At 69.2% G+C, this 26,275-nt stretch carries 24 protein-coding genes and 7 tRNA genes; 17 read left to right on the top strand and 14 right to left on the bottom strand.

Annotation, left to right across the window (positions count from 1 at the left end; all coding sequences use genetic code 11):
* Positions 1-121: 121 nt before the first annotated feature.
* Positions 122-649: a hypothetical protein gene (locus tag ABT063_RS11675; RefSeq protein WP_351057078.1), complete on the bottom strand. Its 528-nt coding sequence runs from the start codon at positions 647-649 to the stop codon at positions 122-124.
* An 88-nt stretch (positions 650-737) separates the two neighbouring features.
* The gene (locus ABT063_RS11680; protein ID WP_351057079.1) at positions 738-1,088 is read right to left on the bottom strand and encodes a metallopeptidase family protein; all 351 of its coding nucleotides are present in this window, start codon (positions 1,086-1,088) and stop codon (positions 738-740) included.
* 85 nt (positions 1,089-1,173) lie between these two features.
* Between ABT063_RS11680 and ABT063_RS11685 the strand changes: the two genes are divergently transcribed.
* The 4 genes from ABT063_RS11685 (at position 1,174) to ABT063_RS11700 (ending at position 3,122) form a co-directional block, all read left to right on the top strand.
* On the top strand, positions 1,174-2,760 hold the full coding sequence (locus ABT063_RS11685; protein ID WP_351057080.1) for a metallophosphoesterase family protein: 1,587 nt from the start codon (positions 1,174-1,176) through the stop codon (positions 2,758-2,760).
* Between the two features lie 80 nt (positions 2,761-2,840).
* Positions 2,841-2,913, top strand: a tRNA-Glu gene (locus ABT063_RS11690).
* Between the two features lie 36 nt (positions 2,914-2,949).
* Positions 2,950-3,024 (top strand) — tRNA-Asp (locus ABT063_RS11695).
* A 24-nt stretch (positions 3,025-3,048) separates the two neighbouring features.
* Positions 3,049-3,122 (top strand) — tRNA-Phe (locus ABT063_RS11700).
* Between the two features lie 89 nt (positions 3,123-3,211).
* On the opposite strand, the gene ABT063_RS11705 is transcribed toward ABT063_RS11700, so the two are convergent.
* Positions 3,212-3,577, bottom strand: a complete 366-nt coding sequence (locus ABT063_RS11705; RefSeq protein ID WP_351057081.1) for a hypothetical protein — start codon at positions 3,575-3,577, stop codon at positions 3,212-3,214.
* Between the two features lie 253 nt (positions 3,578-3,830).
* Between ABT063_RS11705 and hrpA the strand changes: the two genes are divergently transcribed.
* From hrpA to ABT063_RS11720, 3 genes are all read left to right on the top strand, one after another.
* Positions 3,831-7,808: an ATP-dependent RNA helicase HrpA gene (hrpA, locus tag ABT063_RS11710; RefSeq protein ID WP_351057082.1), complete on the top strand. Its 3,978-nt coding sequence runs from the start codon at positions 3,831-3,833 to the stop codon at positions 7,806-7,808.
* 94 nt (positions 7,809-7,902) lie between these two features.
* Positions 7,903-7,977: transfer RNA gene (locus ABT063_RS11715), tRNA-Asp, on the top strand.
* Between the two features lie 273 nt (positions 7,978-8,250).
* On the top strand, positions 8,251-8,454 hold the full coding sequence (locus tag ABT063_RS11720; RefSeq protein ID WP_351057083.1) for a DUF6274 family protein: 204 nt from the start codon (positions 8,251-8,253) through the stop codon (positions 8,452-8,454).
* A gap of 413 nt (positions 8,455-8,867) precedes the next feature.
* Here ABT063_RS11720 and bldC read toward each other — a convergent pair whose 3' ends face one another.
* Complete coding sequence (gene bldC, locus ABT063_RS11725; protein WP_003949541.1) at positions 8,868-9,074, bottom strand: developmental transcriptional regulator BldC; 207 nt, start codon at positions 9,072-9,074, stop codon at positions 8,868-8,870.
* A gap of 507 nt (positions 9,075-9,581) precedes the next feature.
* Positions 9,582-10,424: a DUF8083 family protein gene (locus tag ABT063_RS11730; RefSeq protein ID WP_351057084.1), complete on the bottom strand. Its 843-nt coding sequence runs from the start codon at positions 10,422-10,424 to the stop codon at positions 9,582-9,584.
* Between the two features lie 222 nt (positions 10,425-10,646).
* Between ABT063_RS11730 and ABT063_RS11735 the strand changes: the two genes are divergently transcribed.
* Together ABT063_RS11735 and ABT063_RS11740 are read left to right on the top strand one after the other, a co-directional pair.
* Positions 10,647-11,744: a Leu/Phe/Val dehydrogenase gene (locus tag ABT063_RS11735; protein WP_351057085.1), complete on the top strand. Its 1,098-nt coding sequence runs from the start codon at positions 10,647-10,649 to the stop codon at positions 11,742-11,744.
* Positions 11,745-12,029: 285 nt separating this feature from the next.
* Positions 12,030-12,278 carry a DUF3073 domain-containing protein gene (locus ABT063_RS11740; RefSeq protein ID WP_124440914.1) on the top strand — a complete coding sequence of 83 codons (249 nt, stop codon included), beginning with the start codon at positions 12,030-12,032 and terminating at the stop codon, positions 12,276-12,278.
* A 69-nt stretch (positions 12,279-12,347) separates the two neighbouring features.
* On the opposite strand, the gene purM is transcribed toward ABT063_RS11740, so the two are convergent.
* The 9 genes from purM to purS form a co-directional block, all read right to left on the bottom strand.
* Complete coding sequence (gene purM / locus ABT063_RS11745; RefSeq protein ID WP_351057086.1) at positions 12,348-13,427, bottom strand: phosphoribosylformylglycinamidine cyclo-ligase; 1,080 nt, start codon at positions 13,425-13,427, stop codon at positions 12,348-12,350.
* Positions 13,428-13,472: 45 nt separating this feature from the next.
* Positions 13,473-15,002 carry an amidophosphoribosyltransferase gene (gene purF, locus ABT063_RS11750; protein ID WP_351057087.1) on the bottom strand — a complete coding sequence of 510 codons (1,530 nt, stop codon included), beginning with the start codon at positions 15,000-15,002 and terminating at the stop codon, positions 13,473-13,475.
* Positions 15,003-15,074: 72 nt separating this feature from the next.
* Positions 15,075-15,536, bottom strand: coding sequence for an META domain-containing protein (locus ABT063_RS11755; protein WP_351057088.1), 462 nt, complete (start codon positions 15,534-15,536; stop codon positions 15,075-15,077).
* A gap of 49 nt (positions 15,537-15,585) precedes the next feature.
* The gene (locus ABT063_RS11760; protein WP_351057090.1) at positions 15,586-16,383 is read right to left on the bottom strand and encodes a maleylpyruvate isomerase family mycothiol-dependent enzyme; all 798 of its coding nucleotides are present in this window, start codon (positions 16,381-16,383) and stop codon (positions 15,586-15,588) included.
* 195 nt (positions 16,384-16,578) lie between these two features.
* A complete protein-coding gene (locus tag ABT063_RS11765) occupies positions 16,579-17,412 on the bottom strand; it encodes a M23 family metallopeptidase (protein WP_351057091.1) in 834 nt (277 codons plus the stop codon).
* Between the two features lie 32 nt (positions 17,413-17,444).
* Positions 17,445-17,945: an ArsR/SmtB family transcription factor gene (locus tag ABT063_RS11770; protein WP_351057092.1), complete on the bottom strand. Its 501-nt coding sequence runs from the start codon at positions 17,943-17,945 to the stop codon at positions 17,445-17,447.
* A gap of 121 nt (positions 17,946-18,066) precedes the next feature.
* Complete coding sequence (purL, locus tag ABT063_RS11775) at positions 18,067-20,325, bottom strand: phosphoribosylformylglycinamidine synthase subunit PurL (RefSeq protein ID WP_351057093.1); 2,259 nt, start codon at positions 20,323-20,325, stop codon at positions 18,067-18,069.
* Positions 20,322-21,002 carry a phosphoribosylformylglycinamidine synthase subunit PurQ gene (gene purQ, locus ABT063_RS11780; RefSeq protein ID WP_351057094.1) on the bottom strand — a complete coding sequence of 227 codons (681 nt, stop codon included), beginning with the start codon at positions 21,000-21,002 and terminating at the stop codon, positions 20,322-20,324. The genes purL and purQ overlap by 4 nt, the downstream gene beginning before the upstream one ends.
* Positions 20,999-21,274, bottom strand: coding sequence for a phosphoribosylformylglycinamidine synthase subunit PurS (gene purS / locus ABT063_RS11785; protein ID WP_351057096.1), 276 nt, complete (start codon positions 21,272-21,274; stop codon positions 20,999-21,001). Before purS ends, purQ begins: the two co-directional genes overlap by 4 nt.
* A gap of 352 nt (positions 21,275-21,626) precedes the next feature.
* Here purS and ABT063_RS11790 point away from each other — a divergent pair, with 352 nt between their 5' ends.
* The 8 genes from ABT063_RS11790 (at position 21,627) to ABT063_RS11825 (ending at position 26,161) form a co-directional block, all read left to right on the top strand.
* The gene (locus ABT063_RS11790) at positions 21,627-21,944 is read left to right on the top strand and encodes a histone-like nucleoid-structuring protein Lsr2 (protein WP_351057098.1); all 318 of its coding nucleotides are present in this window, start codon (positions 21,627-21,629) and stop codon (positions 21,942-21,944) included.
* Positions 21,945-22,067: 123 nt separating this feature from the next.
* Positions 22,068-22,139, top strand: a tRNA-Gly gene (locus ABT063_RS11795).
* 81 nt (positions 22,140-22,220) lie between these two features.
* Positions 22,221-22,293: transfer RNA gene (locus tag ABT063_RS11800), tRNA-Gly, on the top strand.
* A 132-nt stretch (positions 22,294-22,425) separates the two neighbouring features.
* Positions 22,426-23,388: an ABC transporter ATP-binding protein gene (locus tag ABT063_RS11805; protein ID WP_351057099.1), complete on the top strand. Its 963-nt coding sequence runs from the start codon at positions 22,426-22,428 to the stop codon at positions 23,386-23,388.
* Complete coding sequence (locus ABT063_RS11810) at positions 23,385-24,161, top strand: ABC transporter permease (protein WP_351057100.1); 777 nt, start codon at positions 23,385-23,387, stop codon at positions 24,159-24,161. Before ABT063_RS11805 ends, ABT063_RS11810 begins: the two co-directional genes overlap by 4 nt.
* A gap of 57 nt (positions 24,162-24,218) precedes the next feature.
* On the top strand, positions 24,219-25,454 hold the full coding sequence (locus ABT063_RS11815; protein WP_351057101.1) for a sensor histidine kinase: 1,236 nt from the start codon (positions 24,219-24,221) through the stop codon (positions 25,452-25,454).
* Complete coding sequence (locus tag ABT063_RS11820; RefSeq protein ID WP_351057102.1) at positions 25,451-26,065, top strand: response regulator; 615 nt, start codon at positions 25,451-25,453, stop codon at positions 26,063-26,065. Before ABT063_RS11815 ends, ABT063_RS11820 begins: the two co-directional genes overlap by 4 nt.
* Before the next feature lie 23 nt (positions 26,066-26,088).
* Positions 26,089-26,161, top strand: a tRNA-Gly gene (locus ABT063_RS11825).
* Positions 26,162-26,275 lie beyond the last annotated feature (114 nt).

Here is a 26,275-nt window from a genome sequence, read left to right on the forward strand (position 1 = left end):
TACGCGCCACACGGCGCGCTCTGCGTTGGCGCCGGGCAAGATGGGATCAAACGATCTACCACCATACGCACCCCCCACCCCCGAAGGCAAACCGAGCCTCATAGCCGCAGGTCAGCGGAGTTCACGCGGGCGAGCCCGCCTCCGGTGCGGGCTCTCGCCGGTCCAGTTGCGGACCCGGGGGCTCGTGCGCCGACGAGGACGGCTCGGCGACCGTCGGAGTCGGCGTCGGGGACGCGGGCGGTTCGTCCGTCGGCGTCGGCGTCGGCTCGGCCGTGCGGGTGGGAGTGGGCGGCGCCTCGGTCGGCGACGGCACCCCCGGCTTGTCCGGCTTCGCCGGCCCGCCACCCCCGGCCGAGGCGGACGCGCTGGGACGAGCCGACGCCGACGCCGACGGCTTCTCCGACTTGCCCTTGCCCTTCTTGTGCTTGCCGTGCCCGCGATTGCCGTCCCCGGCCGCCGCGTCGACCCCGGAGCCGCCGCCCGACACCGCCGCCCCGCCGTCGGGCGCCTCGCCGCCCCGCTGACCGGCGGAGTGCGACGGCTTCGCGCTCCCGCCGGCGTCGTCGTCGCCCACGCTCATGCAGCCGGCGGCAGCGGCGACGGCCATGACCGCGGCGGCCAGACGGACGGGTACGTACAAGGGGCGCACGAGCAGCCACCTCCGGGGGATGGTGAAGGAGTCAACTTCTTCAACTCCCGCCGCCCACAAGAGGACACGCGACCCGTTCCGCGGCCGCTCAGCCGTATCCGAGGGCGTGCAACCGCGCGTCGTCGATCCCGAAGTGATGGGCGATCTCGTGCACGACGGTCACCTCCGTCTCCTCGACGACCTCCTCCCGCGACTCGCACATCCTCAGCGTCGGCCCCCGGTAGATCGTGATCCGGTCCGGCAGCACCCCGGCGTACCACTCACCCCGGTCGGTCAGCGGAGTCCCCTCGTACAGCCCGAGCAACTCGGGATCGTCCGTCGGGGGCTCGTCCTCGACGAAGACCGCGACGTTGTCCATCAGCCGGGTCAACTCCGGCGGAATACGGTCCAGCGCCTCGGCAACCAGTTCCTCGAACTCCTCGCGCGTCATCTCCAGCACAGGCCCATTGTCCGGTACGAAACAGCCGTACGAGAGTCATGAGCACGCCCGCATATCCACATCCGGACTTGGGCATACGGGACCAATGGCCCGCGTCCCCGTCGTCGCTCGGAGCGTCGTGAACCGCATCCGCAGGACCCCACGTGCCCTCGCGCGCCACTACCGCACGCGCCGGCCCCACCCGACCGTCGAACTCGTCCCCCAGCCGCACCCCTGGACCCGCGCCCTCGGTCTCGTCACCGTCGTCGTCGTGGGCGCCTGGCTGGGTCTGCTGATCGTCGGCAACGTACGGACCTCGGTCGGCCCCATGAACACGACGATGACCCTGCGTCCGTCGCTCACCGGCGGCACGAAGATCAACGTCTCGCCGCTCGGCGCGCTGCAACTGGACAGCCACGTCGCCCCCGTCCGCCTGGACGTCAATGTCGACCAGCTCGACCCGGTCCGCTCGCAGGCCCTCGTCGACCACCCCGAACGCCTCTCCGGCCTCCAGGACGAGGTCAGCCAGGACGTCGAACACGGCACCCTCGACCTGGCGCTGCGCTCCTGCGTGGCCGTCGTGTCGGGCGCCACGGCCCTCGGCCTCGCGGTCTACCGCCGCCCCCGCCGGGCCCTCGCGGCCGGCGGCCTGGCGTTCACCCTCCTGGCCGCCTCCGGAGGAACCGCGTTCGCGACCTGGAACCCCGAATCGGTCCTGGAGCCGAAGTTCTCCGGCCTGCTCTCCTCCGCGCCGTCCCTCGTCGGCAACGCGCGCAGCATCGTCACCGAATTCGACGTCTACCAGAAGGAGTTGGCGCGCCTGGTGACGAACGTGACGAAGTTGTACGACGCCACCTCCACGCTCCCCGCCTACGCGCCCGACCCGACCACCATCCGCGTCCTGCACGTCTCCGACATCCACTTGAACCCGGCGAGCTGGAAGATCATCGCCTCGCTGGTGGACCAGTACAAGGTGAACGTGATCGTCGACTCCGGCGACACCATGGACCACGGCACGGCGGCGGAGAACGGCTTCCTGGACCCGATCGAGAACCTCGGCGCCCCCTACGTCTGGGTCCGCGGCAACCACGACTCCCTGGTGACGCAGCGCTATCTGGAAGGCCTGAAGAACGTCCACGTCCTGGACGACGGCCGGCCCGCGACGGTCGCGGGCCTGCGCTTCGCGGGCATCGGCGACCCCCAGTTCACCCCCGACCGTACGAACAAGCCGGGAGCCGAGCAGTCCCAGGAGCTGGCCGGCGCCCGCCTGGCCTCGGCTCTGCGCGACCAGCGGAGGGCCGGCAGCCCGGTCGACATCGCCGTCGCCCACGAACCGTCGGCGGCCCGCGAGGTGGACGGCGAGGTCCCCCTGGTACTGGCCGGCCACGTCCACCACAACGAGATGGAGGTCCTGAAGTACGGCACGCGCCTGCGCATCGAGGGCTCGACGGGCGGCAGCGGCCTGCGCGCGGTGGAGGGCAAGTACCCCGACCCCATCGAGGCGTCGATCCTCTACATGGACCGCGACACCCGCCGTCTCCAGGCCTGGGACGAGATCAAACTGGGCGGCTTGGGTCTGACGACGGCCGAGGTCAGCCGCCACCTCCCGGCGGAGAACCAGCCCGGAGCCACCCGCTCGCCCTCACCCACGTCCCCCACCCCCTCTCCGCCCGCTTCTCCGACCGCCCCGTAAACCGTTTTGGCGATAGCTCCCGCCATCCCATATGCTTCTCACGTCCCCGACGCGCTGGAAAGCGCCCAGGCGGGCCGATAGCCCTCATCGTCTAGCGGCCTAGGACGCCGCCCTTTCAAGGCGGTAGCACGGGTTCGAATCCCGTTGGGGGCACGCAGTACGGTGTGCGACACTGTCGTACACACGCATGGTCCTGTGGAGCAGTTTGGAGTGCTCGCCACCCTGTCAAGGTGGAGGCCGCGGGTTCAAATCCCGTCAGGACCGCTGAGGTTTCCCCGGAATCCTCGTGGCTGGGTAGCTCAGTTGGTACGAGCGATCGCCTGAAAAGCGATAGGTCGCCGGTTCGACCCCGGCCCCAGCCACCTTCGCCCACCAGGGCCCACAGCCCCACCGAAGATCTTCGGTGGGGCTGTACTTATGTCGGTACAACAACGGTGATCAGGGCAACCCCCTAGGTGCCGTCGTTGTGGACGTGCGCTGACGGCTCAAGCTCCCGGCTGCCTGTGCGGTCGTTGTGGCGGGTGCGGTTGAGTCGGCGGCCGCTGTGTCGGTTGCCTGTGGATGTGGTGGCGATGTTGGCGATGCCGAGGTCGACGCCGATGAAGCCCTGCGGGGCGGAGTTCTGGGTGGTTTCGGGTACGTCCAGGGTGGCCGGCAGGTACCAATCGCCGTTCTGTTGGATCAGGTCCGATTCGCCTTGGCGGTACTGGGCGAGGAGTCGGAGTTGTTCTTGCTGTCCGGTGAATTGGAGGCGCTTCATGCGGCCCGTCACAGTCCAGATGGAGACCGTGCGCTGTTCCGTCTGCCAGGACAGCATGCGGTCGTCGTAGGGCTGGCGGCGTCGGTGCGGAAGGTGGGTGGTTTGCTGGTGGCTGCGCGGTGCCGTCGGGATCCCGGGGGTCCGAGGGACCGGCTTCAAAACGGCAAAGTCGATCGCCTTGGGCGTCCCCAAGCGACGGGAGTCGACGCCTAAGGCACCGCCGTCCCAGCGGAGCTGGTGAAGGACGTCTCACCGCCGGAGGCAAAAGCGTTCGCCAGGAAAATCCGGAGGATGAGATCCTGGACCGCGTATGTCTACGCACCCTGCCCCCGGCGCCCCCGCTCTCGGCACTCTCGCCCCCCGCCTGACCGAGCTCTCCCTGCGCGATGCGCACCGGCTCGGGCGCAGGCTCGAAGGCGCGCGCAAGATCCGTAAGCCTGAGGCCCGTGCCGCCGTGCTCGGCGAGATCGAGGCGGAGGTCGCGAAGGCCGAGGCGCGGATGGGAGAGCGGCGCGCCCGTGTGCCCGCCGTGACCTACCCCGCGCAGCTGCCCGTCAGCCAGAAGAAGGACGAGATCGCGGCCGCCATCCGTGATCACCAGGTCGTCATCGTCGCCGGCGAGACCGGTTCCGGGAAGACGACCCAGATCCCGAAGATCTGTCTTGAGCTGGGGCGGGGGGTCCGGGGCATGATCGGGCACACGCAGCCCCGTCGTATCGCCGCCCGTACCGTCGCCGAGCGCGTCGCCGAGGAGCTCGACACCCCGCTCGGTGAGGCGGTCGGCTGGAAGGTGCGGTTCACCGACCAGGTGAACCCGGACGGCACCTTCGTCAAACTGATGACCGACGGCATCCTGCTCGCCGAGATCCAGACCGACCGCGAGCTGCGCGCCTACGACACGATCATCATCGACGAGGCCCACGAGCGGTCCCTGAACATCGACTTCCTGCTGGGGTATCTCGCCCAGCTGCTGCCCAAGCGGCCGGATCTGAAAGTCGTCATCACCTCCGCGACCATCGATCCCGAGCGCTTCTCCCGGCACTTCGGCGACGCGCCGATCGTCGAGGTCAGCGGGCGGACGTATCCCGTCGAGGTGCGCTATCGGCCTCTCCTGGAGGAGGACGGCGAGGACTCCGACCGGGACCAGATCACCGCCATCTGCGACGCCGTCGAGGAGCTCCAGGCCGAGGGCAAGGGCGACATCCTCGTCTTCCTCTCCGGCGAGCGGGAGATCCGGGACACCGCCGACGCGCTGGAGAAGAGGAAATACCGGTTCACGGAGGTGCTGCCGCTGTATGCCCGGCTCTCCCACGCCGAGCAACACCGCGTCTTCCAGTCCCACACCGGTCGCAGAATCGTCCTGGCGACCAATGTCGCCGAGACCTCCCTCACCGTCCCGGGCATCAAGTACGTCATCGACCCCGGCTTCGCCCGCATCTCCCGCTACAGCCACCGCACCAAGGTCCAGCGGCTGCCCATCGAGCCGATCTCCCAGGCCAGCGCCAACCAGCGCAAGGGCCGCTGCGGACGGACCAGCGACGGTGTCTGCATCCGGCTGTACGGCGAGGACGACTTCAACGCCCGGCCGGAGTTCACCGACGCGGAGATCCTCCGTACGAACCTCGCCTCCGTCATCCTGCAGATGACCGCCGCCGGCCTCGGCGACATCGAGAAGTTCCCGTTCATCGACCCGCCGGACCACCGCAACATCCGCGACGGCGTCCAGCTCCTCCAGGAGCTCGGCGCGCTCGACCCGGCGCAGAAGGACGTACGCAAGCGGCTCACGGACACCGGCCGCAAGCTCGCGCAGCTTCCCGTCGACCCCCGCCTGGCCCGTATGGTCCTGGAAGCCGACAAGAACGGCTGTGTCCGCGAGGTCATGGTCATAGCGGCCGCGCTGTCCATCCAGGACCCGCGCGAACGCCCCGCCGACAAGCAGACCCAGGCCGACCAGCAGCACGCCCGCTTCAAGGACGAGACGAGCGACTTCCTCGCCTACCTCAACCTGTGGCGCTACATCCGCGAGCAGCAGAAGGAGCGCGGCTCGTCGTCGTTCCGGCGCATGTGCAAGCAGGAGTACCTCAACTTCCTGCGCATTCGCGAATGGCAGGACATCTACACGCAGTTGCGGACCGTCGCCAAGCAGATGGGCCTCCGTCTCGAGGACCCCGCGGCGGGTACCGACGCCCCCGCCGACCGCATCCACGTCTCCCTCCTGGCCGGCCTGCTCTCCCACATCGGGATGAAGGACGTCAAGGACGGCAACAAGAACGAGTACCTGGGGGCGAGGAACGCCAAGTTCGCGATCTTCCCCGGCTCGGCCCTCTTCAAGAAGACCCCGCGCTTCGTGATGTCGGCGGAGCTGGTGGAGACCTCCCGCCTCTGGGCCCGCGTCAACGCCAAGATCGAGCCGGAGTGGGTCGAGCCGCTCGCCGAGCACCTGATCAAGCGGACGTACAGCGAACCGCACTGGGAGAAGGACCAGGCGGCGGTGATGGCGTACGAGAAGGTCACGCTGTACGGCGTCCCGATCGTCGCCCAGCGGAAGGTGAACTACGGCCGGATCGATCCCGAGGTCTCTCGCGAGCTTTTCATTCGCAACGCCCTGGTCGAGGGCGACTGGCGCACGCACCACAAGTTCTTCGCCGACAACCGCAGACTCCTCAGCGAGGTCGAGGAGCTGGAACACCGCGCCCGGCGCCGGGACATCGTGGTCGACGACGACACGCTCTTCGACTTCTACGACCAGCGGGTCCCCGAACACGTCGTCTCCGGCGCCCACTTCGACTCCTGGTGGAAGCACAAGCGGCACGAGCAGCCCGACTACCTCGACTTCGAGCGGGAGATGCTCATCCGCGAGTCGGCGGAGGCGGTCACCAAGGACGACTATCCCGACACCTGGCGGCAGGGCCCGCTGAAGTTCCGCGTCACGTACCAGTTCGAGCCGGGCGCGGACGCCGACGGTGTGACCGTCCACGTCCCGCTCCAGGTCCTCAACCAGGTCACGGACGAGGGCTTCGACTGGCAGATCCCGGGCCTCAGGGAAGAGGTCGTCACCGAGCTCATCCGATCCCTGCCGAAGCCGATCCGCCGCAACTACGTGCCGGCGCCGAACTTCGCGAAGCGGTTCCTGGACACGGCGGTGCCGTTGCAGGAGCCGCTGACGACGACCATGGCGCGCGAGCTGAAGCGCATGGTCCAAGTCTCCTTCACCGCCGACGACTTCGACTGGTCGAAGGTTCCCGACCACCTGCGCATCACCTTCCGGATCGTCGACGAGCGGCGTCGCAAGCTGGCCGAGGACAAGGACCTGGAGGCGCTGAGGCTCCGGCTGAAGCCGAAGGCGCGCAAGGCCCTCTCCCAGGCCGCGGCGGCCACCGCCGAGCGGCAGGGCGGCGAGTCCCTGGAGCGCAAGGGCCTGACCGACTGGACGATCGGCGCTCTCACCCGCGTCTTCGAGACCCGCCGCGCCGGCCAGCCGGTCAAGGCGTACCCGGCGCTGGTCGACGACGGACCGACGACGAACACCGTCTCCGTACGCCTCTTCGACACGGAGGCGGAGCAGCAGCAGGCGATGTGGAAGGGCACGCGGCGGCTCATCCTGCGCAACATCCCGGTCAACCCGGCGAAGTTCGCGTCCGACAAGCTGACGAACCCCCAGAAGCTCGCCCTGTCCGCGAATCCGCACGGCTCCGTCCAGGCCCTGTTCGACGACTGCGCGATGGCCGCGGCGGACAAGCTGATCGGGGACTTCGGGGGTCCGGCGTGGGACGAGGAGTCGTACCGGAAGCTGTACGACAAGGTCCGCGCCGAGATCGTCGACACGACGGTCCGTGCGGTGGGGCAGGTGCAGCAGGTGCTGGCGGCCTGGCAGTCCTGTGAGCGCCGCCTGAAGGCCGTACGGAGCCCCGCGCTGCTGCCGAACCTCCAGGACGTGCGCAAGCAGCTGGACGCCCTCGTGAAGCCTGGCTTCGTGACGGAGGCGGGCATACGACGTCTCCCCGACCTGATGCGCTACCTGGTCGCCGCGGACCGGCGCCTCCAGCAGATGCCGACGAACGTCCAGCGGGACACCACGCGCATGGGCAAGGTCCACGAGATGCAGGACGAGTACGCGTGGCTCCTGGAGCAGATGCCGCAGGGCCGCCCGATCCCGTCCTCGGTCCTGGACATCCGCTGGATGATCGAGGAGCTCCGGGTCAGCTACTTCGCCCACGCGCTCGGTACGGCGTACCCGATCTCCGACAAGCGGATCGTGAAGGCGATCGACGCGGCCGTGGCGCCGTAACGGCGCCTGTACGGTGGGTGAGTTCGACCGGGGCCTCACCCTCCTGTACAGTCTCTTCTCGCAGCACAGCGCAACACCAAGTGCCGCGAAACCTGGTCCTGTGGAGCAGTTTGGAGTGCTCGCCACCCTGTCAAGGTGGAGGCCGCGGGTTCAAATCCCGTCAGGACCGCAGTGAAGGAAGAGGGCCGCATCCCGGACCGGGACGCGGCCCTCTCTCGTGTCCGCACACCACCAGACCGCTCTCGCCGCCCTGTCAAGGTGGAGGCCGCGCCCGCGGCGCAGCCGCAATCGGGTACGGCAAATCCCGTACCGCATCAGATAAGAGAGCCCGGGTCTTCGGACCCGGGCTCTCTTGCGTCCACGCCATCTTGACGCCGTCACATTCGCTCGGTACCCAGAAACCAGGGCCCCGCTTCCCGCGCGGCCCCCCTGGAGGTGGCGTATGGCGGCATCGGCTAGGCACGAAACGCGGGCGTTGCTTCGCGCGCATCTGTCGGCCGCTGCCTCGTACCGCCATCTGACGCACCACTGCCCCATCTGCCACCGTCTGCTCCGACTGGCGCTGGACTCCGCTCCCCGACCGGCACAGGCCCCGAACGAGAGCGTCGAGGGCGAGACGCCCACCAGCGCGCCCTCCAGCTCATGACGATCTCCACTAGCGCACACAGGGCAGGGGCAACAAGGACTCTGGCATGTGACGGGTGTCACCGCATGAGTTTCTGAAATCGCGGTACTTACACCTCGCCTACAACTGGTCAATTTAATATGTGCAATTGCACCCTGCTCAGAGCCTGCCCACAGGAGATCCGACACCCCTCCCCAGACTCCGACAAGGCCGCTCACAGAGCAGCCCGCCCGACCACGTCCCGCACACAAAAAAGATCGCGCTGGACCCGGCGGAGTCCAGCGCGATCGACGACGCACCCTTGGCACTTGCTTGGGAAGCCCCGAAGAGCTTGGGGATGAGGGCCTGTTGGGGCAGGACCCGCGTCGCTTGGAGCTAGGGCTTCGGGCGTCTCGGCCGGTAGGGGCCTGCCGAAATGCCCGAATATTCGGTTGTCAGGCCTCGCTGCGCTGCTGCGGGATGCCCGCGAGCAGAGCACGGACCTCCGCCTCGCGATAGCGACGGTGCCCGCCGAGCGTGCGGATCGAAGTGAGCTTGCCGGCCTTCGCCCACCGCGTGACCGTCTTGGGGTCGACGCGGAACATCGTGGCGACCTCAGCCGGGGTCAGCAGCGGCTCGGCATCAGGGGTGCGAGCGGTCATGAGCGGCCTCCTCGGGAGAACCGAACCTTCTCGGTTCTTTCCTCTAAATTCTGCACCTTGACCCGCGTTGCCCGAAATGGCGGACGCGAGTCGAGTCGGTTATAGGACGAACGGCTTGTCCTCGGCACTACAACTACACCATCTGTCCAGCCGCGTCGGCCAAACCGATGGAATTGCCCCTCCAGGTGTTCATCAGCGACGGAAGCCGATGGACCATGCCATAGCGGACAGTCACGCCACTGTGACGATCAGTCACAGGACGATCAGGAGTCACCAGACCCCCCAAAGCGTGCAATGCGAGCGGAATCCTCCCCGGACTCCTTGTCCTATTTTGGCATGAGGAGGGGCAAGGGACGCAAGAGCCGCGTACGTGCGGTCCGTCACGCTTGCCGATACTTGACCCACACTTGAGATGAACGCCCGGATCGGGACCTACGTCCCATGTTGACGAAACCTCAGGAACCTCAGAGCGAGGACGAAACCCCAAAACGGGCGCCACGTCAAACGTCAGTTCGCAGACCGCCGGTCCCGCACCGACCGCCACCGCTCCACGAGCCGCCCGTACGCCTCGCCCGCCGCGACCCCGTCGCCGCGCCGCAGCGCCTCGATGCCCTCGGCCACATCGGCCGCCGAGTGGTCGTCCTCCAGCTCGCCGGCCGGCAGCGTGTGCACCAGCCCGCCGTAGTCCAGCTCCACCAGCGAGCGCGGATGGAACTCCTCCAGCCAGCGCCCGACGTCCACCAGGCCGTCGATCAGCGGCCCCTCGTCGATGGCCTCCTTCAGGGCCCGCAGGCCCCGCGCCACCCGCCGCCGGGCCTGCACCATCGGCGTGCGGTAGCGCAGCATCGGAGGGACGTCGCCGGAGCCCTTGTCGAACCGCCGCTCCTCGTCCGCGACCAGCACGAACCAGTTGAGCGGCACCTGCCAGGTCGCCGTACGGATCCACGGCCGGGCGTCCGGGTTGCGGGCCAGCCAGCGCTCGTAGTCCTGGGTGGCCTGCCGCCGTACGACCGGCGGCAGCACCGCGTCCAGGACGGGCGCCGGAAGCTCCTCGGCCAGCTCGCCGAGGGCCTGCCAGCCGCGCAGCCGGGTGCGCCACGGGCACACGCACAGCACCCCGTCGGTCTCGAGCACGAAGGCGTCGCCGCTCTCGTGCACCGGCACCGGGATGGGCGGGGTGGGCAGCAGATCGGCCAGCGAGCGGCGCAGTTCGTCCTGGTAGGACGGGCGGTCGGGGCGGCGGGCGTAGCGCGCCCAGTGGCTGCGCTCCGGCTCCGGGAAGGCGGCCAGCGGCTCGTACACGCGCAGATACGTCGCGTACGGAACGATCACCGAGGACACCTTGGGCACGCCTGCTCCCTCCCCCGCCGTCTGCCGGGAAAACCTGCGAAACCCGCACACCGACGAGCGGGAAAACCATGCAAATCGTCGCACGTCCGTACTCCAGGCGGAGGTGATCCCCCGCGCCACGCGATCTGCGGGCTCGCACAGGTCTAATCTCATGCTCACAGGCCCCGCCACCCATACGGGAGCCCGTGTCCGACCGCCGCTACTTACCAGGGAGTCACCACCGTGACCGACGTAACCGGCGCGCCCGCTGATGTCCTGCACACCCTGTTCCGTTCGGAGCAGGGGGGCCATGAGCAGGTCGTGCTCTGCCAGGACCGCGAGAGCGGCCTGAAGGCCGTCATCGCCATCCATTCCACTGCCCTGGGCCCCGCCCTCGGCGGCACCCGCTTCTACCCGTACGCGAACGAGCGGGAGGCCGTCGCCGACGCGCTGAACCTCGCGCGCGGGATGTCCTACAAGAACGCCATGGCCGGTCTCGACCACGGCGGCGGCAAGGCCGTGATCATCGGCGACCCCGACCGGGACAAGAGCGAGGAGCTGCTCCTCGCCTACGGCCGGTTCGTGGCCTCGCTCGGTGGGCGGTACGTCACCGCGTGCGACGTCGGTACGTACGTCGCCGACATGGACGTCGTCGCACGCGAGTGCCGCTGGACGACGGGCCGGTCGCCGGAGAACGGGGGCGCCGGGGACTCCTCCGTCCTGACCGCCTTCGGTGTCTACCAGGGCATGCGGGCCTCCGCCCAGCATCTGTGGGGCGACCCGTCGCTGCGCGACCGCAGGGTCGGCGTCGCGGGCGTCGGCAAGGTCGGTCACCTCCTGGTGGAGCACCTGCTCGACGAGGGTGCCGAGGTCGTGATCACGGACGTGCGCGAGGAGGCCGTAGGGCGGATCCTCGACCGGCACCCGGCGGGCGTGACGGCCGTCGCGGACACGGACGCGCTGATCCGCGTGGACGGGCTCGAGATCTACGCCCCGTGCGCGCTGGGCGGGGCCCTCGACGACGACACCGTGCCGGTGCTGACCGCCAGGATCGTGTGCGGCGCGGCCAACAACCAGCTCGCCCACCCGGGCGTCGAGAAGGACCTCGCCGACCGCGGGATCCTCTACGCGCCGGACTACGTGGTGAACGCCGGCGGCGTCATCCAGGTCGCCGACGAGTTGCACGGCTTCGACTTCGAGCGGTGCAAGGCGAAGGCCGCGAAGATCTACGACACCACGCTGGCCATATTCGCACGTGCGAAAGCGGACGGTATCCCTCCGGCCGCCGCGGCCGACCGGATCGCCGAGCAACGGATGGCGGAGGCCCGCAGGAGGCTGTGAGCCGGGTCTGACCGGTACCCGTCGGTGGACGGTTAGAGAGAACTCTCACTTCTACCGGCGGGTCGACCGCCGATAAGTGGTTAAAATCGCCACTGACCAGCGAGGACGGGGCGCCTCGAAGGTCCTGCGCACACGCGCGTGCTGCGGGCGACGTACCGTATGGGCGCGGGCTCAGGTACCGTGGAAGCCCTACGGACCGGTCTCTCCGCGGAGAGCCCGTTCCGGATCATGAACGCGTGTCAAGACTCTGGGGCCGTCGAGCCCCGTCGTTGAGGGGGTCGAGCCATGGGGCGCGGCCGGGCCAAGGCCAAGCAGACGAAGGTCGCCCGCCAGCTGAAGTACAACAGCGGTGGGACTGATCTCTCACGCCTGGCCGAGGAGCTGGGCGCATCGACGTCGAATCAATCGCCGAACGGCGATCGATTCGAGGACGATGAGCAGGACGACGACGATCTGTACTCGCGGTACGCCGACCTCTACGAGGACGGCGACGACGAGGACGAGGATTCCTCACAGCAACGTCGCGGCGCTTGACCTTGTACTGAGCACTCACCCGGTCGGTGGCTTCGGTCACCGACCGGGTTCTGTGCTGCTTACAAGGGGTCAGGCGTAGTCACCGACCAGGGCGGCACCCGTGGTGTGCTCCCCCCTGTCCGTGATCTCGCCGGCGACCCATGCGTCGACGCCTCGGTCGGCCAGTGTGGCCAGGGCCACGTCCGCCGACTCCTCCGGGACGATCGCGATCATGCCGACGCCCATGTTCAGGGTCTTCTCCAGCTCCAGGCGTTCGACCTGACCCGTCTTGCCGACGAGGTCGAAGACCGGGGCCGGGGTCCAGGTGGAGCGGTCGACGATCGCGTGCAGCTCGTCGGGGATGACGCGGGCCAGGTTGGCGGCCAGGCCTCCGCCGGTGACGTGCGAGAAGGCGTGCACGTCGGTGGTGCGGATCAGGGCCAGGCAGTCCAGGGAGTAGATCTTCGTCGGCTCCAGGAGTTCCTCGCCCAGCGTGCGGCCGAACTCCTCGATCCGCGCGTCCAGGGAGAGCCCCGCCTGGTCCAGCAGGACGTGCCGGACGAGCGAGTACCCGTTCGAGTGAAGACCGGAGGCCGCCATGGCGATCACCGCGTCACCCGTACGGATGCGATCGGCGCCGAGAAGCCGGTCGGCCTCGACCACACCGGTGCCGGCGCCGGCGACGTCGAAGTCGTCCGGGCCCAGCAGTCCGGGGTGCTCGGCCGTCTCGCCGCCCACCAGGGCGCACCCGGCCAGGACGCAGCCCTCGGCGATGCCCTTGACGATGGCGGCGACGCGCTCGGGGTGGACCTTGCCGACGCAGATGTAGTCGGTCATGAACAGCGGCTCGGCGCCGCACACCACGATGTCGTCCATGACCATGGCGACCAGGTCGTGGCCGATGGTGTCGTAGACGCCGAGCTGACGGGCGATGTCGACCTTGGTGCCGACGCCGTCGGTGGCGGAGGCGAGCAGCGGGCGCTCGTAGTTCTTGAGGGCGGAGGCGTCGAAGAGGCCGGCGAAGCCGCCGAGGCCGCCGAGGACCTCGGGGCGCTGCGCCTTCTTCACCCACTCCTTCATCAGCTCGACGGCGCGGTCGCCCGCTTCGATGTCGACACCTGCTGTTTTGTAAGACGCAGTCGCGTAGCTGGCACCAGTTGTCTCAGACATGGCTAATGAGAACCTTCGTGTCGTACAGCAGGTGAGTGCGGGCTTCTACGGGCGGCGGATCGCGTCGGCCGCGGCCGTGGCGGCCGGGCCCGCGGCCAGCTCCGTCTCCAGGAGCTGCTTGCCGAGCAGCTCGGGGTCGGGGAGCTCCATCGGGTACTCGCCGTCGAAGCAGGCGCGGCAGAGGTTCGGCTTGGCGATGGTGGTCGCCTCGATCATGCCGTCGATGGAGATGTACGCCAGGGAATCGGCGCCCAGCGAGGTCCCGATCTCGTCGATGGTCATGCCGTTGGCGATGAGCTCGGCGCGGGTGGCGAAGTCGATGCCGAAGAAGCAGGGCCACTTCACGGGCGGCGAGGAGATCCGGATATGGACTTCCGCCGCCCCGGCCTCGCGGAGCATGCGCACCAGGGCCCGCTGGGTGTTGCCGCGCACGATCGAGTCGTCGACCACGACCAGGCGCTTGCCCTTGATGACTTCCTTGAGCGGGTTCAGCTTCAGGCGGATACCGAGCTGGCGGATGGTCTGGGAGGGCTGGATGAACGTACGGCCGACATACGCGTTCTTCACCAGGCCGGCGCCGAAGGGGATGCCGGACGCCTCCGCGTAGCCGATGGCGGCCGGGGTGCCGGACTCCGGAGTCGGTATCACCAGGTCGGCCTCGACGGGGGCTTCCTTGGCGAGGCGGCGGCCCATCTCTACCCGGGAGAGGTAGACATTGCGGCCGGCGATGTCGGTGTCCGGGCGGGCCAGGTACACGTACTCGAAGACGCAGCCCTTGGGCTTCGCTTCCGCGAATCGGGAGGTCCGAAGACCGTTCTCGTCGATGGCGACGAACTCGCCCGGCTCTATCTCGCGGACGTAAGCGGCACCGCAGATGTCGAGGGCGGCGGACTCGGAGGCGACGACCCAGCCGCGCTCCAGCCGGCCCAGGACCAGCGGGCGGATGCCCTGCGGGTCGCGGGCGGCGTAGAGGGTGTGCTCGTCCATGAAGACGAGGCTGAAGGCGCCGCGCACCTGGGGCAGGACCTGGCCGGCCGCCTCCTCGATGGTCAGCGGCTTGCCGTCGTCGTCGACCTGGGCCGCCAGCAGCGCGGTGAGCAGGTCGGTGTCGTTGGTGGCCGCCACGCGCGGAGTGCGGCCGCCCTCCTGCTTGGGCAGGTCGGCGACCATCTCGGCGAGCTGGGCGGTGTTGACGAGGTTGCCGTTGTGGCCGAGCGCGATGGAGCCGTGCGCGGTGGCACGGAACGTCGGCTGGGCGTTCTCCCACACGGAGGCGCCGGTGGTCGAGTAGCGGGCGTGTCCGACCGCGATGTGACCCTGGAGCGAACCGAGCGAGGCCTCGTCGAAGACCTGGGAGACCAGGCCCATGTCCTTGAAGACGAGGATCTGGGAGCCGTTGCTGACCGCGATTCCCGCGGATTCCTGGCCCCGATGCTGGAGGGCGTAGAGCCCGAAGTAAGTGAGCTTGGCGACCTCTTCGCCCGGAGCCCAGACTCCGAAGACGCCGCAAGCGTCCTGGGGGCCTTTCTCACCGGGGAGCAGATCATGACTGAGTCGACCGTCACCACGTGGCACGCCACCGAGTGTAGGCGAGATCGACCACTGGTCCGAATTGGGTAATGCTCCAAGACGGTTCGAAATAGTGGATCACTTGACGGCGACGGCCCGCACGCTCGTTCCGTTCGTGCTGGTCAGCGTGAGGTTGTCGGCGTCCACCCGGTAACTGATCTTGCCGTCGAAGAGGCTCAGCAGGGCCCGTTCGGTCTTCATGAGTGAGGTGTCGCACATCATTCGGGTGGTGGCCGGGCGGCCGACAGTGATATGTCCGTCGCGGACCGTGGCACTGGCGTTGACGTGGTTGCAGCCGAGCCGGCCCGCGACCTTGCCCGTCTTCTCGTCGAAGGCGAGGTACGGCTTCCCCTGGGCGCGGTGGGTCGCGCCGTCCGCCGTGAAGCCGTCCACCCTCCATTCGACGCCGGTGACGGGGCGCTGGACGCCGACCGAGCCGCTGCCGGGGTCACTGCCCGCCTTCTCGCTTCCGCAGGCCGCCACGAGCGGAACGATCGCGGCGGCGGCCGTCAGGATCACGCGCTGCTTTTGCCTGTACATGCCGATTCGACGGGGCGGGTGGGGTGATCGGTTCCCTCGCCGGTTCCCGTTACGACATCAGCGGCAGCAGTCCGCCGAGATCCGCCCGCTCCCCGCTCGCGCTGACCTCGGCCGCCTCGACGGCGTCCTTCCAGGTCACCCGCCCGGTGGCGAGCCGGATCCAGGTCAGCGGGTCGGTCTCGACGACGTTGGGCGGGGTGCCGCGCGTGTGCCTCGGCCCCTCCACGCACTGCACGACGGCGTACGGCGGGATCCGCACCTCCGTGGAGCCGCCGGGGGCCTTGGCCGCGAGAGCGTCGGCGAGGAGGCGGGTGCAGGCGGCGAGGGTCTGACGGTCGTGGGGGATGTCCAGGCCGGGCACGGCGGCGTTCAGGTCGTCGGTGTGGACGACGAGCTCGACGGTGCGGGTGACCAGGTAGTCGGCGAGGGTCATGGCGCCGGTGCGGGCGGCCAGGAGACGGGTGCCGGGGGCGGTGGCGAGGGCTTCGGTGATCCGCTCCTCGGTGCGGGCGAAGAGGGCGTCGAGGTCGGGGTTGGCCAGGGCCAGCTCGCGGGTGCCGTCGTCGATGTCGGCGGCGCGTACGGCGGTCGCGAACGGCCAGTCCACAAGCGTGAGCTCGGGCTTGGTCGGCTCGTCCCGGTCGAGGTTGCGGCTGACGGTCTCCACGGCCATGGTCACGTGCGCGGCCAACTCCCGTACGGTCCAGCCCTCCAGGCGGGTGGGGAGGGCGAGTTGCTCGGGGGTCAGAGTGCGTACGGCTTCCCGTACGTGCCCGAACTGGGTGAGCACCGCGGTGCGGATCTTGGCGGGGTCGTAGGTGCGGGCGCGCTTCTTGGCCGGGGGCATGGCGGCAGCTTAGGGCCTGTCCGGCGGATCAGGTCGCAGGAAAGCAGCGGTGCCAATAAGCGCAGGTGAGCGGGGTCTGGTGCGTCCAGCTGCAAGGCGGAGGAGGGCGTCGACGCGGAGCGTCGACAACCGACGACAACGCGGCAGATGGGCGTGCCAGACCCCGCGTCTGCGGCATGATCCGCCGGACAGGCCCTAAGCGGGCTGTGATGTCGTCGCGGGTGCCTCGAACACCTCGCGGTTGCGGGGGACGCCGAGGCCTCGCCAGGTGAAGGGGAGGCCGCGGGCGGTGTCCGGGTCGGGGCCGTCCATCAGCTGGAAGTGGAGGTGGGGCTCGGTGGAGTTGCCCGAGTTGCCGCAGCGGGCGAGGGGCTGTCCGGCGGTCACCCGGTCGCCTTCGCGGATGGTGAGGGAGCCGCGCTGGAGGTGGGCGTAGAGCGCGTAGGTGCCGTTGCCGAGGTCGAGGACGACGTGGTTGCCGACGATCCGCTTGACGCCGGACAGATCACGCACGGACGCCTCCAGGATCATCAGGTACAGCAGCGCGGGCAGCGACGTACGGCTCAGGTGGTCGCGCTGCCGGTCGGTGGCCCGTACGACGGTGCCGTCGGCCACCGCGAGGAGCGGGGCGCCGAAGGCCGGGAAGGCGCTGTTGCGGCGGGCGAGCGGCCACAGCCGGCTAAAGCCCGGGCGGGTGCCCGGCTCGGGCTCGGCGACGATGTCGATGGCGTAGGTCTGGCCGTAGGCGTGCGTGCCATGGCTCGGAGTGCGGTCGGCCGGGCTGTTCTGCGCCGACCAGCGGCCGGTGACGGGCGGGGCGACCTCGACCGGTTCCCGGGCCACGCGGGGACTGTCCGGGGCACCGCCCCACCTGTGGGCCACGATGACGATCACGTACGACAGGACGATCGGCAGGAAGTTCCACCACCACGGATAACCGAGGTCCAGTGAGAAGTGGGCGATCAGCAGGCCGACGAAGGTCAGCTGCAGAACGCGGTAGGCGATCTTGGCGAGTTTGCGTCCGGACATCGTTCCCCCTTGTTCGTGTTCGTGTCTGCGTGTCAGGGCAGGCCCACGGCCAACGCCACCAACAGCGGCACCACCCGCCCCGCCGGCACCTCGTAACGGCCCCGCCCGGTCGTGTGCAGCCAGCCTCCGCCGGTCAGCTGGCGCAGGTGGTGGTAGATCTGGCCGGTCGTGCCCACCTCTTCCAGTTCGGCGAGTTCGGCCGCCGTGCGCCGGCCGCCGAGGATCTCCCGGAGCAGCCGCAGCCGGACCGGGTGGCCGAGCGCCGCGAAGGACTCGGCGGCCCGCGTCCAGTCGTCGCTCAGCAGCTCTTCGGTCAGGGCGGTTTGCTGCCAGTCGTAGCGCTCCCCGGCCGGCAGCCGTACGGCGCCCGTGAACAGCACGCCTCCGCCGGCCACGCCCAGCCCGGCCAACTGCTCCTTCAGCCCGTGCAGGGCCCAGAAGTCGCTCTCGTCCAGCTGCGGCGCGGTGCGCTGCACGTTCTCCAGCGCCGCCAGCCTCCGCTCCAGGTCGGCGACGCGTTGCTCCAGTTCCACTGCGCCGATATTACGGAACTACGTAATTACGTGCAAGAGCAGAACGGCGACACGATGAAGCCCCCGCCCGGCGGACCGGACAGGGGCTTCAAACGCTTCGAACGTTTCGAACAGACGGACCTCAGGCGAGCAGCGCCGGGATGGTCCCCTCGTGCGCGGTGCGCAGCTCCTCCAGCGAGAGGGTGAACTCGCCCTGAACCTCGACGGTGTCACCATCCACGACACCGATGCGCGTGGCCGGCAGGCCCCGCGCGCCGCACATGTCGTTGAAGCGGAGCTCCTCCGAGCGCGGTACGGCGACGACCGCGCGGCCCGCCGACTCCGAGAAGAGGAACGTGAAGGCGTCGAGCCCGTCCGGTACGACCAGACGCGCGCCCTTGCCGCCGAGCAGCGCCGACTCGACCACGGCCTGGATCAGACCGCCGTCCGACAGGTCGTGCGCGGAGTCGATCATGCCGTCGCGGGAGGCGGAGATCAGGATCTCGGCGAGCAGGCGCTCGCGCTCCAGGTCGACCTTCGGGGGCAGGCCGCCCAGGTGGTCGTGGATCACCTGTGACCAGGCCGAACCGCCGAACTCCTCGCGCGTGTCACCGAGGAGGTAGAGCAGCTGGCCCTCCTCCTGGAAGGCGACCGGCGTGCGGCGGGCGACGTCGTCGATGACACCGAGGACCGCCACCACCGGGGTCGGGTGGATGGCCGCCTCGCCCGTCTGGTTGTAGAGCGAGACGTTGCCGCCCGTGACCGGCGTGCCCAGCTGCTGGCAGGCGTCGGCGAGTCCGCGGATGGCCTCCGCGAACTGCCACATCACCGCCGGGTCCTCGGGCGAGCCGAAGTTCAGGCAGTCGGAGACGGCGAGCGGCTTGGCGCCGGTCGTGGCGACGTTGCGGTAGGCCTCGGCGAGCGCCAGCTGCGCGCCCGCGTACGGGTCGAGCTTCGCGTACCGGCCGTTGCCGTCGGTCGCGATGGCCACGCCGAGCCCGCTCGCCTCGTCGATGCGGATCATCCCGGAGTCCTCGGGCTGGGCGAGGACCGTGTTGCCCTGCACGAAGTGGTCGTACTGGGAGGTGATCCAGGACTTGGAGGCCTGGTTCGGGGAGCCGACCAGCTTCAGGACCTGGTCCTTCAGCTCGTCCGGAGTCGTGGGCCGCGGCAGCTTGCCCGCGTCGTCCGCCTGGAGCTCGTCCTGCCAGGACGGGCGGGCGTACGGGCGCTCGTACGTCGGACCCTCGTGCGCGACCGTGCGCGGGTCGACGTCGACGATTTTGCCGCCGTGCCAGTAGATCTCCAGGCGGTCGCCGTCGGTCACCTCACCGATGACGGTGGCGATGACGTCCCACTTGTCGCAGATCTCCAGGAAGCGGTCGACCTTCTCCGGCTCGACGACCGCGCACATGCGCTCCTGCGACTCGCTCATGAGGATCTCCTCGGGCGAGAGCGTGGAGTCGCGCAGCGGTACGTCGTCCAGCGTCACACGCATGCCGCCGGAGCCGTTGGAGGCCAGCTCGCTGGTCGCGCAGGACAGGCCCGCCGCGCCCAGGTCCTGGATACCGACGACCAGCTTCTCCTTGAAGGCCTCCAGGGTGCACTCGATGAGGAGCTTCTCCTGGAAGGGGTCGCCGACCTGGACGGCGGGGCGCTTCGACGGCTTGGCGTCGTCGAAGGTCTCACTCGCGAGGATCGACGCGCCGCCGATGCCGTCGCCGCCCGTGCGGGCGCCGTACAGGATGACCTTGTTGCCCGCGCCGGACGCCTTCGCGAGGTGGATGTCCTCGTGCCGCATCACACCGATGGCACCGGCGTTGACCAGCGGGTTTCCCTGGTAGCAGGCGTCGAAGACGACCTCGCCGCCGATGTTGGGCAGGCCCAGGCAGTTGCCGTAGCCGCCGATGCCGGCGACGACACCGGGGAGCACGCGCTTGGTGTCCGGGTGGTCGGCCGCGCCGAAGCGGAGGGGGTCCACGACGGCGACCGGCCTGGCGCCCATCGCGATGATGTCGCGGACGATGCCGCCGACGCCCGTGGCCGCGCCCTGGTAGGGCTCGACGTACGAGGGGTGGTTGTGCGACTCGACCTTGAAGGTGACGGCGTAACCCTGACCGACGTCGACCACGCCCGCGTTCTCGCCGATGCCGACGAGCAGGGCGTCGGACTGCGGGGCCTTCTCGCCGAACTGGCGCAGGTGCACCTTCGACGACTTGTACGAGCAGTGCTCGGACCACATGACGGAGTACATGGCGAGCTCGGCACCGGTGGGCCGGCGGCCGAGGATCTCGACCACGCGCTCGTACTCGTCCTTCTTCAGGCCGAGTTCGGCCCAGGGCAGCTCGACGTCGGGGGTCGCGGCCGCGTGCTCGACCGTGTCCAGAGGCGTCCGGCTCATGCGTTGACCAGCTTCTTGAGGATCGAGGTGAAGAAGGGGAGGCCGTCGGTGCGGCCGGTGCCGATGAGCGGCTCCACGGCGTGCTCCGGGTGCGGCATCAGGCCTACGACGTTGCCGGCCTCGTTGGTGATGCCCGCGATGTCCCGCAGCGAGCCGTTCGGGTTGAAGTCCAGGTAGCGGAAGGCGACCCGCCCCTCGGCCTCCAGCTTGTCCAGCGTGTACTCGTCGGCGACGTACCGGCCGTCCATGTTCTTCAGCGGGATGTTGATCTCCTGGCCGGCCGTGTAGTCGGTGGTCCAGGCCGTCTCCGCGTTCTCCACCCGCAGCTTCTGGTCGCGGCAGATGAAGTGGAGGTGGTCGTTGCCGAGCATCCCGCCCGGGAGGAGGTGGGCCTCGGTGAGGATCTGGAAGCCGTTGCAGATGCCGAGGACCGGCAGTCCGGCCTTCGCCTGCTCGATCAGGGGCTCCATCACCGGCGAGAAGCGCGCGATGGCACCGGCGCGCAGATAGTCGCCGTAGGAGAAACCTCCGCACAGCACCACGGCGTCGACCTGGTGGAGGTGCTTGTCCTTGTGCCACAGGGCGACCGGCTCGGCACCCGCGAGGCGGATCGCGCGCTGGGTGTCCCGGTCGTCCAGGCTGCCCGGGAAAGTGACGACGCCAATACGAGCGGTCACTTCACGGCCTCCGCGGCGTGCGTCTCGTTGTTGTCAACCCTGACAGAGAAGTTCTCGATCACGGTGTTGGCGAGGAAGGATTCCGCGAGATCATGGATGCGGGCGAGCGTGGCGTCGTCGACCGGCCCGTCAACTTCCAGTTCGAATCGCTTTCCCTGACGTACGTCCGAGATGCCGTCGAAACCCAGCCGCGGCAGTGCGCGCTGCACCGCCTGGCCCTGGGGGTCGAGGATCTCCGGCTTGAGCATGACGTCGACTACGACGCGTGCCACTGGCACTCCCGGTGTTGTGGTGCTGAGCAGGTTCCTGCAGGTGCCTTCAGACTACCCGCACAAAATTTCTACGCGAGTAGAGTTGTAGGAATCTACGTGACCGCTGTCACGATCCGGTATCGGACGGGTGCCTTCACGAAAAGTTCAGGGAAAGATCCTGGATCAGCCCCGGCATCCCTATTGCGCTCGGACACGCTGACAGATTTAGTCGAGCTTCACATTGCAATGCCGGGCACTGTACAAATGAATTGCCAATAGCCGATACTTTGCCCAATAACAGGCGGACAGTCGACATCTCCCAGGCGTCCTGGCACGTCATCGCAGAGGTGTCGCATCGAAGGGACCGATATTCGTGGCGCAGAAGGTCGTGGTCACTCTCTTTGACGACATCGACGGCTCGGAAGCGGCGGAAACGATCGCCTTCGGACTCGACGGCAAGTCGTACGAGATCGACCTGAACACAACCAATGCCAAGAAACTGCGTAAGGCGCTCGCGCCGTACGTGGAGGCCGGCCGCAAGCGGTCGAGGTCCGGCAAGGCGTACCGGCAGACGGAGGTCGCCCCGGACCCGGCGGCCGTGCGGGCATGGGCCCAGGCCAACAAGATGGATGTGCCGGCGCGCGGGCGGATCCCGAAGAAGGTCTACGAGGCGTTCGCCGCGGCGCGGTAACCGTGGACGACGGCTGGTCACCCGCCCCTCGGAGCAACCGACTTGCGCTGCACCCCTCCTGGTCAGCTAGAGTCTGGAGCACGCCGAGGGGCGGGGCCGGAAAAGCCCAGTCCACGGAGGCTTGCGGGTGTAGTTCAGTAGTAGAACATCCCCCTTCCAGGGGGAAGGCGCAGTGTGCAATTCCTGTCACCCGCTCTGCACCGCCGGTACCGACCACTCTTGTGGATCAGGTAGGCTGGTGCTCGCGCCGATCGGTGAGAGCCGGTCGGAAGCAATGCGGACGTAGCTCAGTTGGTAGAGCGCAACCTTGCCAAGGTTGAGGTCGCGAGTTCGAGCCTCGTCGTCCGCTCTCTTTTCGAAGGCCCCAGTCTTATGACTGGGGCCTTCGTCGTGTGCCGTGACATGAGCCTCTGACATTTGTCATGCGGAGTGATGACAGCTCGCACTGCTGCCCGGCCCGGGATACCGGGACGCTAAAGGCATGAACACGAACGAACACGAACACGTGATTGAGGTCACTGACCTGCGGCGTGTGTACGGGGGCGGGTTCGAGGCGGTGCGCGGGATCAGCTTCCGCGTGGACCGCGGCGAGGTCTTCGCGCTCCTGGGCACCAACGGGGCGGGCAAGACGTCGACGGTCGAGCTGCTGGAGGGGCTGGCGCCGCCGGCCGGGGGCCGGGTGCGGGTACTGGGACATGATCCCTACGCCGAGCGGGCCGTCGTACGCCCTCGGACCGGGGTGATGTTGCAGGAGGGCGGCTTTCCGTCCGAGCTGACCGTCGCGGAGACCGCGCGGATGTGGGCGGGGTGCGTGAGCGGGGCGCGTCCGCCGCAGGAGGCTCTGTCGCTGGTCAGCCTCGAGGGGAAGGCCGGCGTACGGGTGAAGCAGTTGTCCGGGGGTGAGCGGCGGCGCCTGGACCTGGCGCTCGCTCTGCTCGGCAGGCCCGAGGTGCTGTTCCTGGACGAGCCGACGACCGGTCTGGACGCCGAAGGGCGCCGGGACACCTGGGAGTTGGTGCGCGCGCTGCGCGACGGCGGTACGACCGTGCTGCTGACCACGCACTACCTGGAAGAGGCCGAGGACCTCGCCGACCGCCTCGCGATCCTCCACGAAGGCCGTATCGCGGCCGCCGGAACACCGGCCGAGGTGACCGCCGCGCAGCCGTCCCGGATCTCCTTCGAGCTGCCCCACGGCTACTTCGTGGGAGACCTGCCGCCGCTCGGTGAGCTGGGGGTGTGCGGGCACGAGGTCGAGGGGAGCGTCGTACGGCTGCGCACGCGGGAGTTGCAACGGGCGGCCACCGGGCTGCTGGTGTGGGCCGAGCGGGCCGGGGTGGAGCTGCGACGGCTGGATGTGCGGTCGGCCTCGCTGGAGGAGGCGTTCCTGGGGATCGCTCGGGAAGCGGCCGGTTCCCCTGAGACGGTTGAGGAGTATGCGGCATGAGTGCCCTGATCACGACGCCTGTCGGCCGGATGACGTCGCTCGCGCGCGCAGAGCTGACGCTGCTGGGGCGGAGCAGGGGAACACTCGCCGCCGCCCTGTTCGTGCCCCTTGTCGTGCCGATCAGCGTGCGTTCCGCAACCAAGGACATGGACCTCGAGGAGGCCGGCCTGAACGTCGGCACGGTCCTTCTGCCCGCCTCCGTCGGCGTCTCGCTGCTGTTCGCGGTGTACGGGGTGCTCGTCGGCGCCTTCGTCGCCCGACGCGAGGAGCTCGTGCTCAAGCGGCTGCGCACCGGTGAGCTGCGGGACGGCGAGATCCTCACCGGCGCCGTGCTGCCGGCCGTGACCATCGGCCTCGTACAGTCCCTGGTACTGGTGGCGGGCTGCACCGCACTGCTCGACCTGGCGGCCCCGAAGGCACCCCATCTCGCCGTCGTCGGGCTGCTGTTGGGCCTGGTGATGTGCGCGGCCCTGGCCGCCGTGACGGCGAGCTTCACCCGCACCGTGGAGAGCTCGCAGGTCACCTCGCTGCCGCTGGTGATGGTCTCCATGGTGGCCTCCGGGATCGCCGTACCGCTGGAGCTCATGCCCGACCGGGTGGCGAGCGTGCTCGAACTGCTGCCGCTGTCGCCGGTGATCACGCTCGTACGGGGCGGCTGGACCGGTGACCTGTCGGCGTACGAGGCGCTGGGGGCGGTGCTGACCGCGCTGGCCTGGGTAGCCGTGGGGGTGTTTGCTGTACGGCGGTGGTTCCGGTGGGAGCCGCGGCGCTGACGTAGGTCGTACTGGTCGTACTGGTCGTACGGGTTGTACTGGGGGGAGAGCGGGGAAATGCGCGGGCCGGGCACGTGGTGGCGGGGGAAGAGCACGCCGGCGAAGGTGGAGACGTACACGCGGTGGTCGTTCCACTTCTTCGCGGTGATGGAGTTCGCGGCGGTCCCGCTCCTGGGGTTCAGCGGGATCGGACCGCGCCTCGCGATCGGGCTGCAGATGATGGTGGGCCTGCATGCCGTGACCTGCGCGGTGACCGCGTCGCGGGCGCTGGACTGGGCGCGCGGCCGCCGTGAGCGGCCCGTACGGCAGCTGTGGACGCTCGGGGGCGTCACCGCCATGGTCAGCCTGTTGACACTCGCGATCGTGGAGCACGGCCCGAGCGGTGACGATGTCGACAGCGCTGCGGGCGGGGCCTTCGGCACCGTCCTGATCTTCGGTGTCTGCGCCCTCGCGCTCGGAGTCCGGCAGCGGCGCCAGGTGGTCGCGCTGGTCGGGGGCTTCGGGCTGGGCGCCGCGGTCGTCTCGTTGGCGCTGGGCCGCCCCTGGCCCGCCGCCCTGTTCGGGGCTCTGGCCGTGCTGTTGGGCGCCGGGCTCCTCGCCTTCACAGCCGTCATCTCCGTCTGGCTCCTCAACACCGTCTACGAACTCGACGAGGCCCGCGAGACCCGGGCCCGCCTCGCCGTCGCCGAGGAGCGGCTGCGGTTCGGGCGGGACCTGCACGACGTGATGGGGCGCAACCTCACCGTGATCGCGCTCAAGAGCGAACTGGCCGTGCAACTGGCCCAGCGCGGGCGGGCCGAGGCCGTGGAGCAGATGATCGAGGTGCAGCGGATCGCGCACGCGACGCAGCGCGAGGTACGGGATGTCGTACGGGGCTATCGGGAGGCCGACCTGGAGGTCGAACTCGTCGGCGCCCAGGGGGTGTTGACGGCCGCGGGCATCCGGTGCGAGCTGACCGGCGAGGCGACCGGGCTGCCGACCGAAGTGCAGTCGGCGCTCGGCTGGGTGGTGCGGGAGGCGACGACCAATGTGCTGCGGCACGGGGATGCCGGGCGGTGTGCGGTGAGCCTGCGGGTGACGGAGGGGCGTGTGGTGCTGATGGTGGAGAACGACGGGGTCGGTGCCTCGTCCGGTAGGGACTCCGGTACGGACGGTTCGGGGCTGGCCGGGCTGCGGGAGCGGCTCGCGGCGGTGGACGGGACGCTGGAGGCGGGGCCGGTCGACGGAGGGCTGTTCCGGCTGGTCGCGGAGGTGCCGTTGAGCACGGCCTCGATGCGTGAGGTCATGGCATGACCTCTCCCGTACGACTCCTGCTCGCCGACGACGAGCATCTGATCCGGGGTGCGCTGGCCGCGCTGCTCTCCCTGGAGGACGACCTGGTGATCGTCGCGGAGGCGGCGACGGGACCCGAGGCGCTGGCCATGGCCCGTGCCCACGCCCCGGATGTCGCCGTACTGGACCTCCAGATGCCCGGCGCGGACGGTGTGAAGGTCGCCACATCCCTGCGCGCCGAGCTGCCCGGCTGCCAGGTGCTGATCGTGACCGGCCATGGGCGGCCCGGGCATCTGAAGCGGGCCTTGGAGGCGGGTGTGCGCGGATTCGTCCCGAAGACGGTCAGCGCCCAGCGGCTCGCGGAGATCATCCGCACGGTGCATGCCGGAAACCGTTACGTCGACCCCGAGTTGGCCGCCGACGCGATCTCCGCCGGTGACTCGCCGCTGACCGTGCGGGAGGCGGAGGTGCTGGAGCTCGCCGCCGACGGGGCGCCCGTCGCGGAGATCGCCGAGCGGGCCGCTCTGTCGCAGGGGACCGTACGGAACTATCTGTCGTCGGCCGTGACCAAGCTCGGGGCGGAGAACCGGCACTCGGCCGTACGGCTCGCACGCGAGCGAGGTTGGGTATAGTTGCTCTCGCGCCACGGCGCAACGCGGACGTAGCTCAGTTGGTAGAGCGCAACCTTGCCAAGGTTGAGGTCGCGAGTTCGAGCCTCGTCGTCCGCTCGGTTGTGAAGGCCCCGGTCCACTGGACCGGGGCCTTTCACGTTGCTGGTGCCCCGGCAGGCAACGTTTGCCCGTTGAGGAGCGGCGTCCGGTGCGCGTGCTCTCGGCGTGCCG

Source organism: Streptomyces sp. NPDC002838, from assembly GCF_040295365.1.
In the GTDB taxonomy this organism is placed as follows: Bacteria; Actinomycetota; Actinomycetes; order Streptomycetales; family Streptomycetaceae; genus Streptomyces.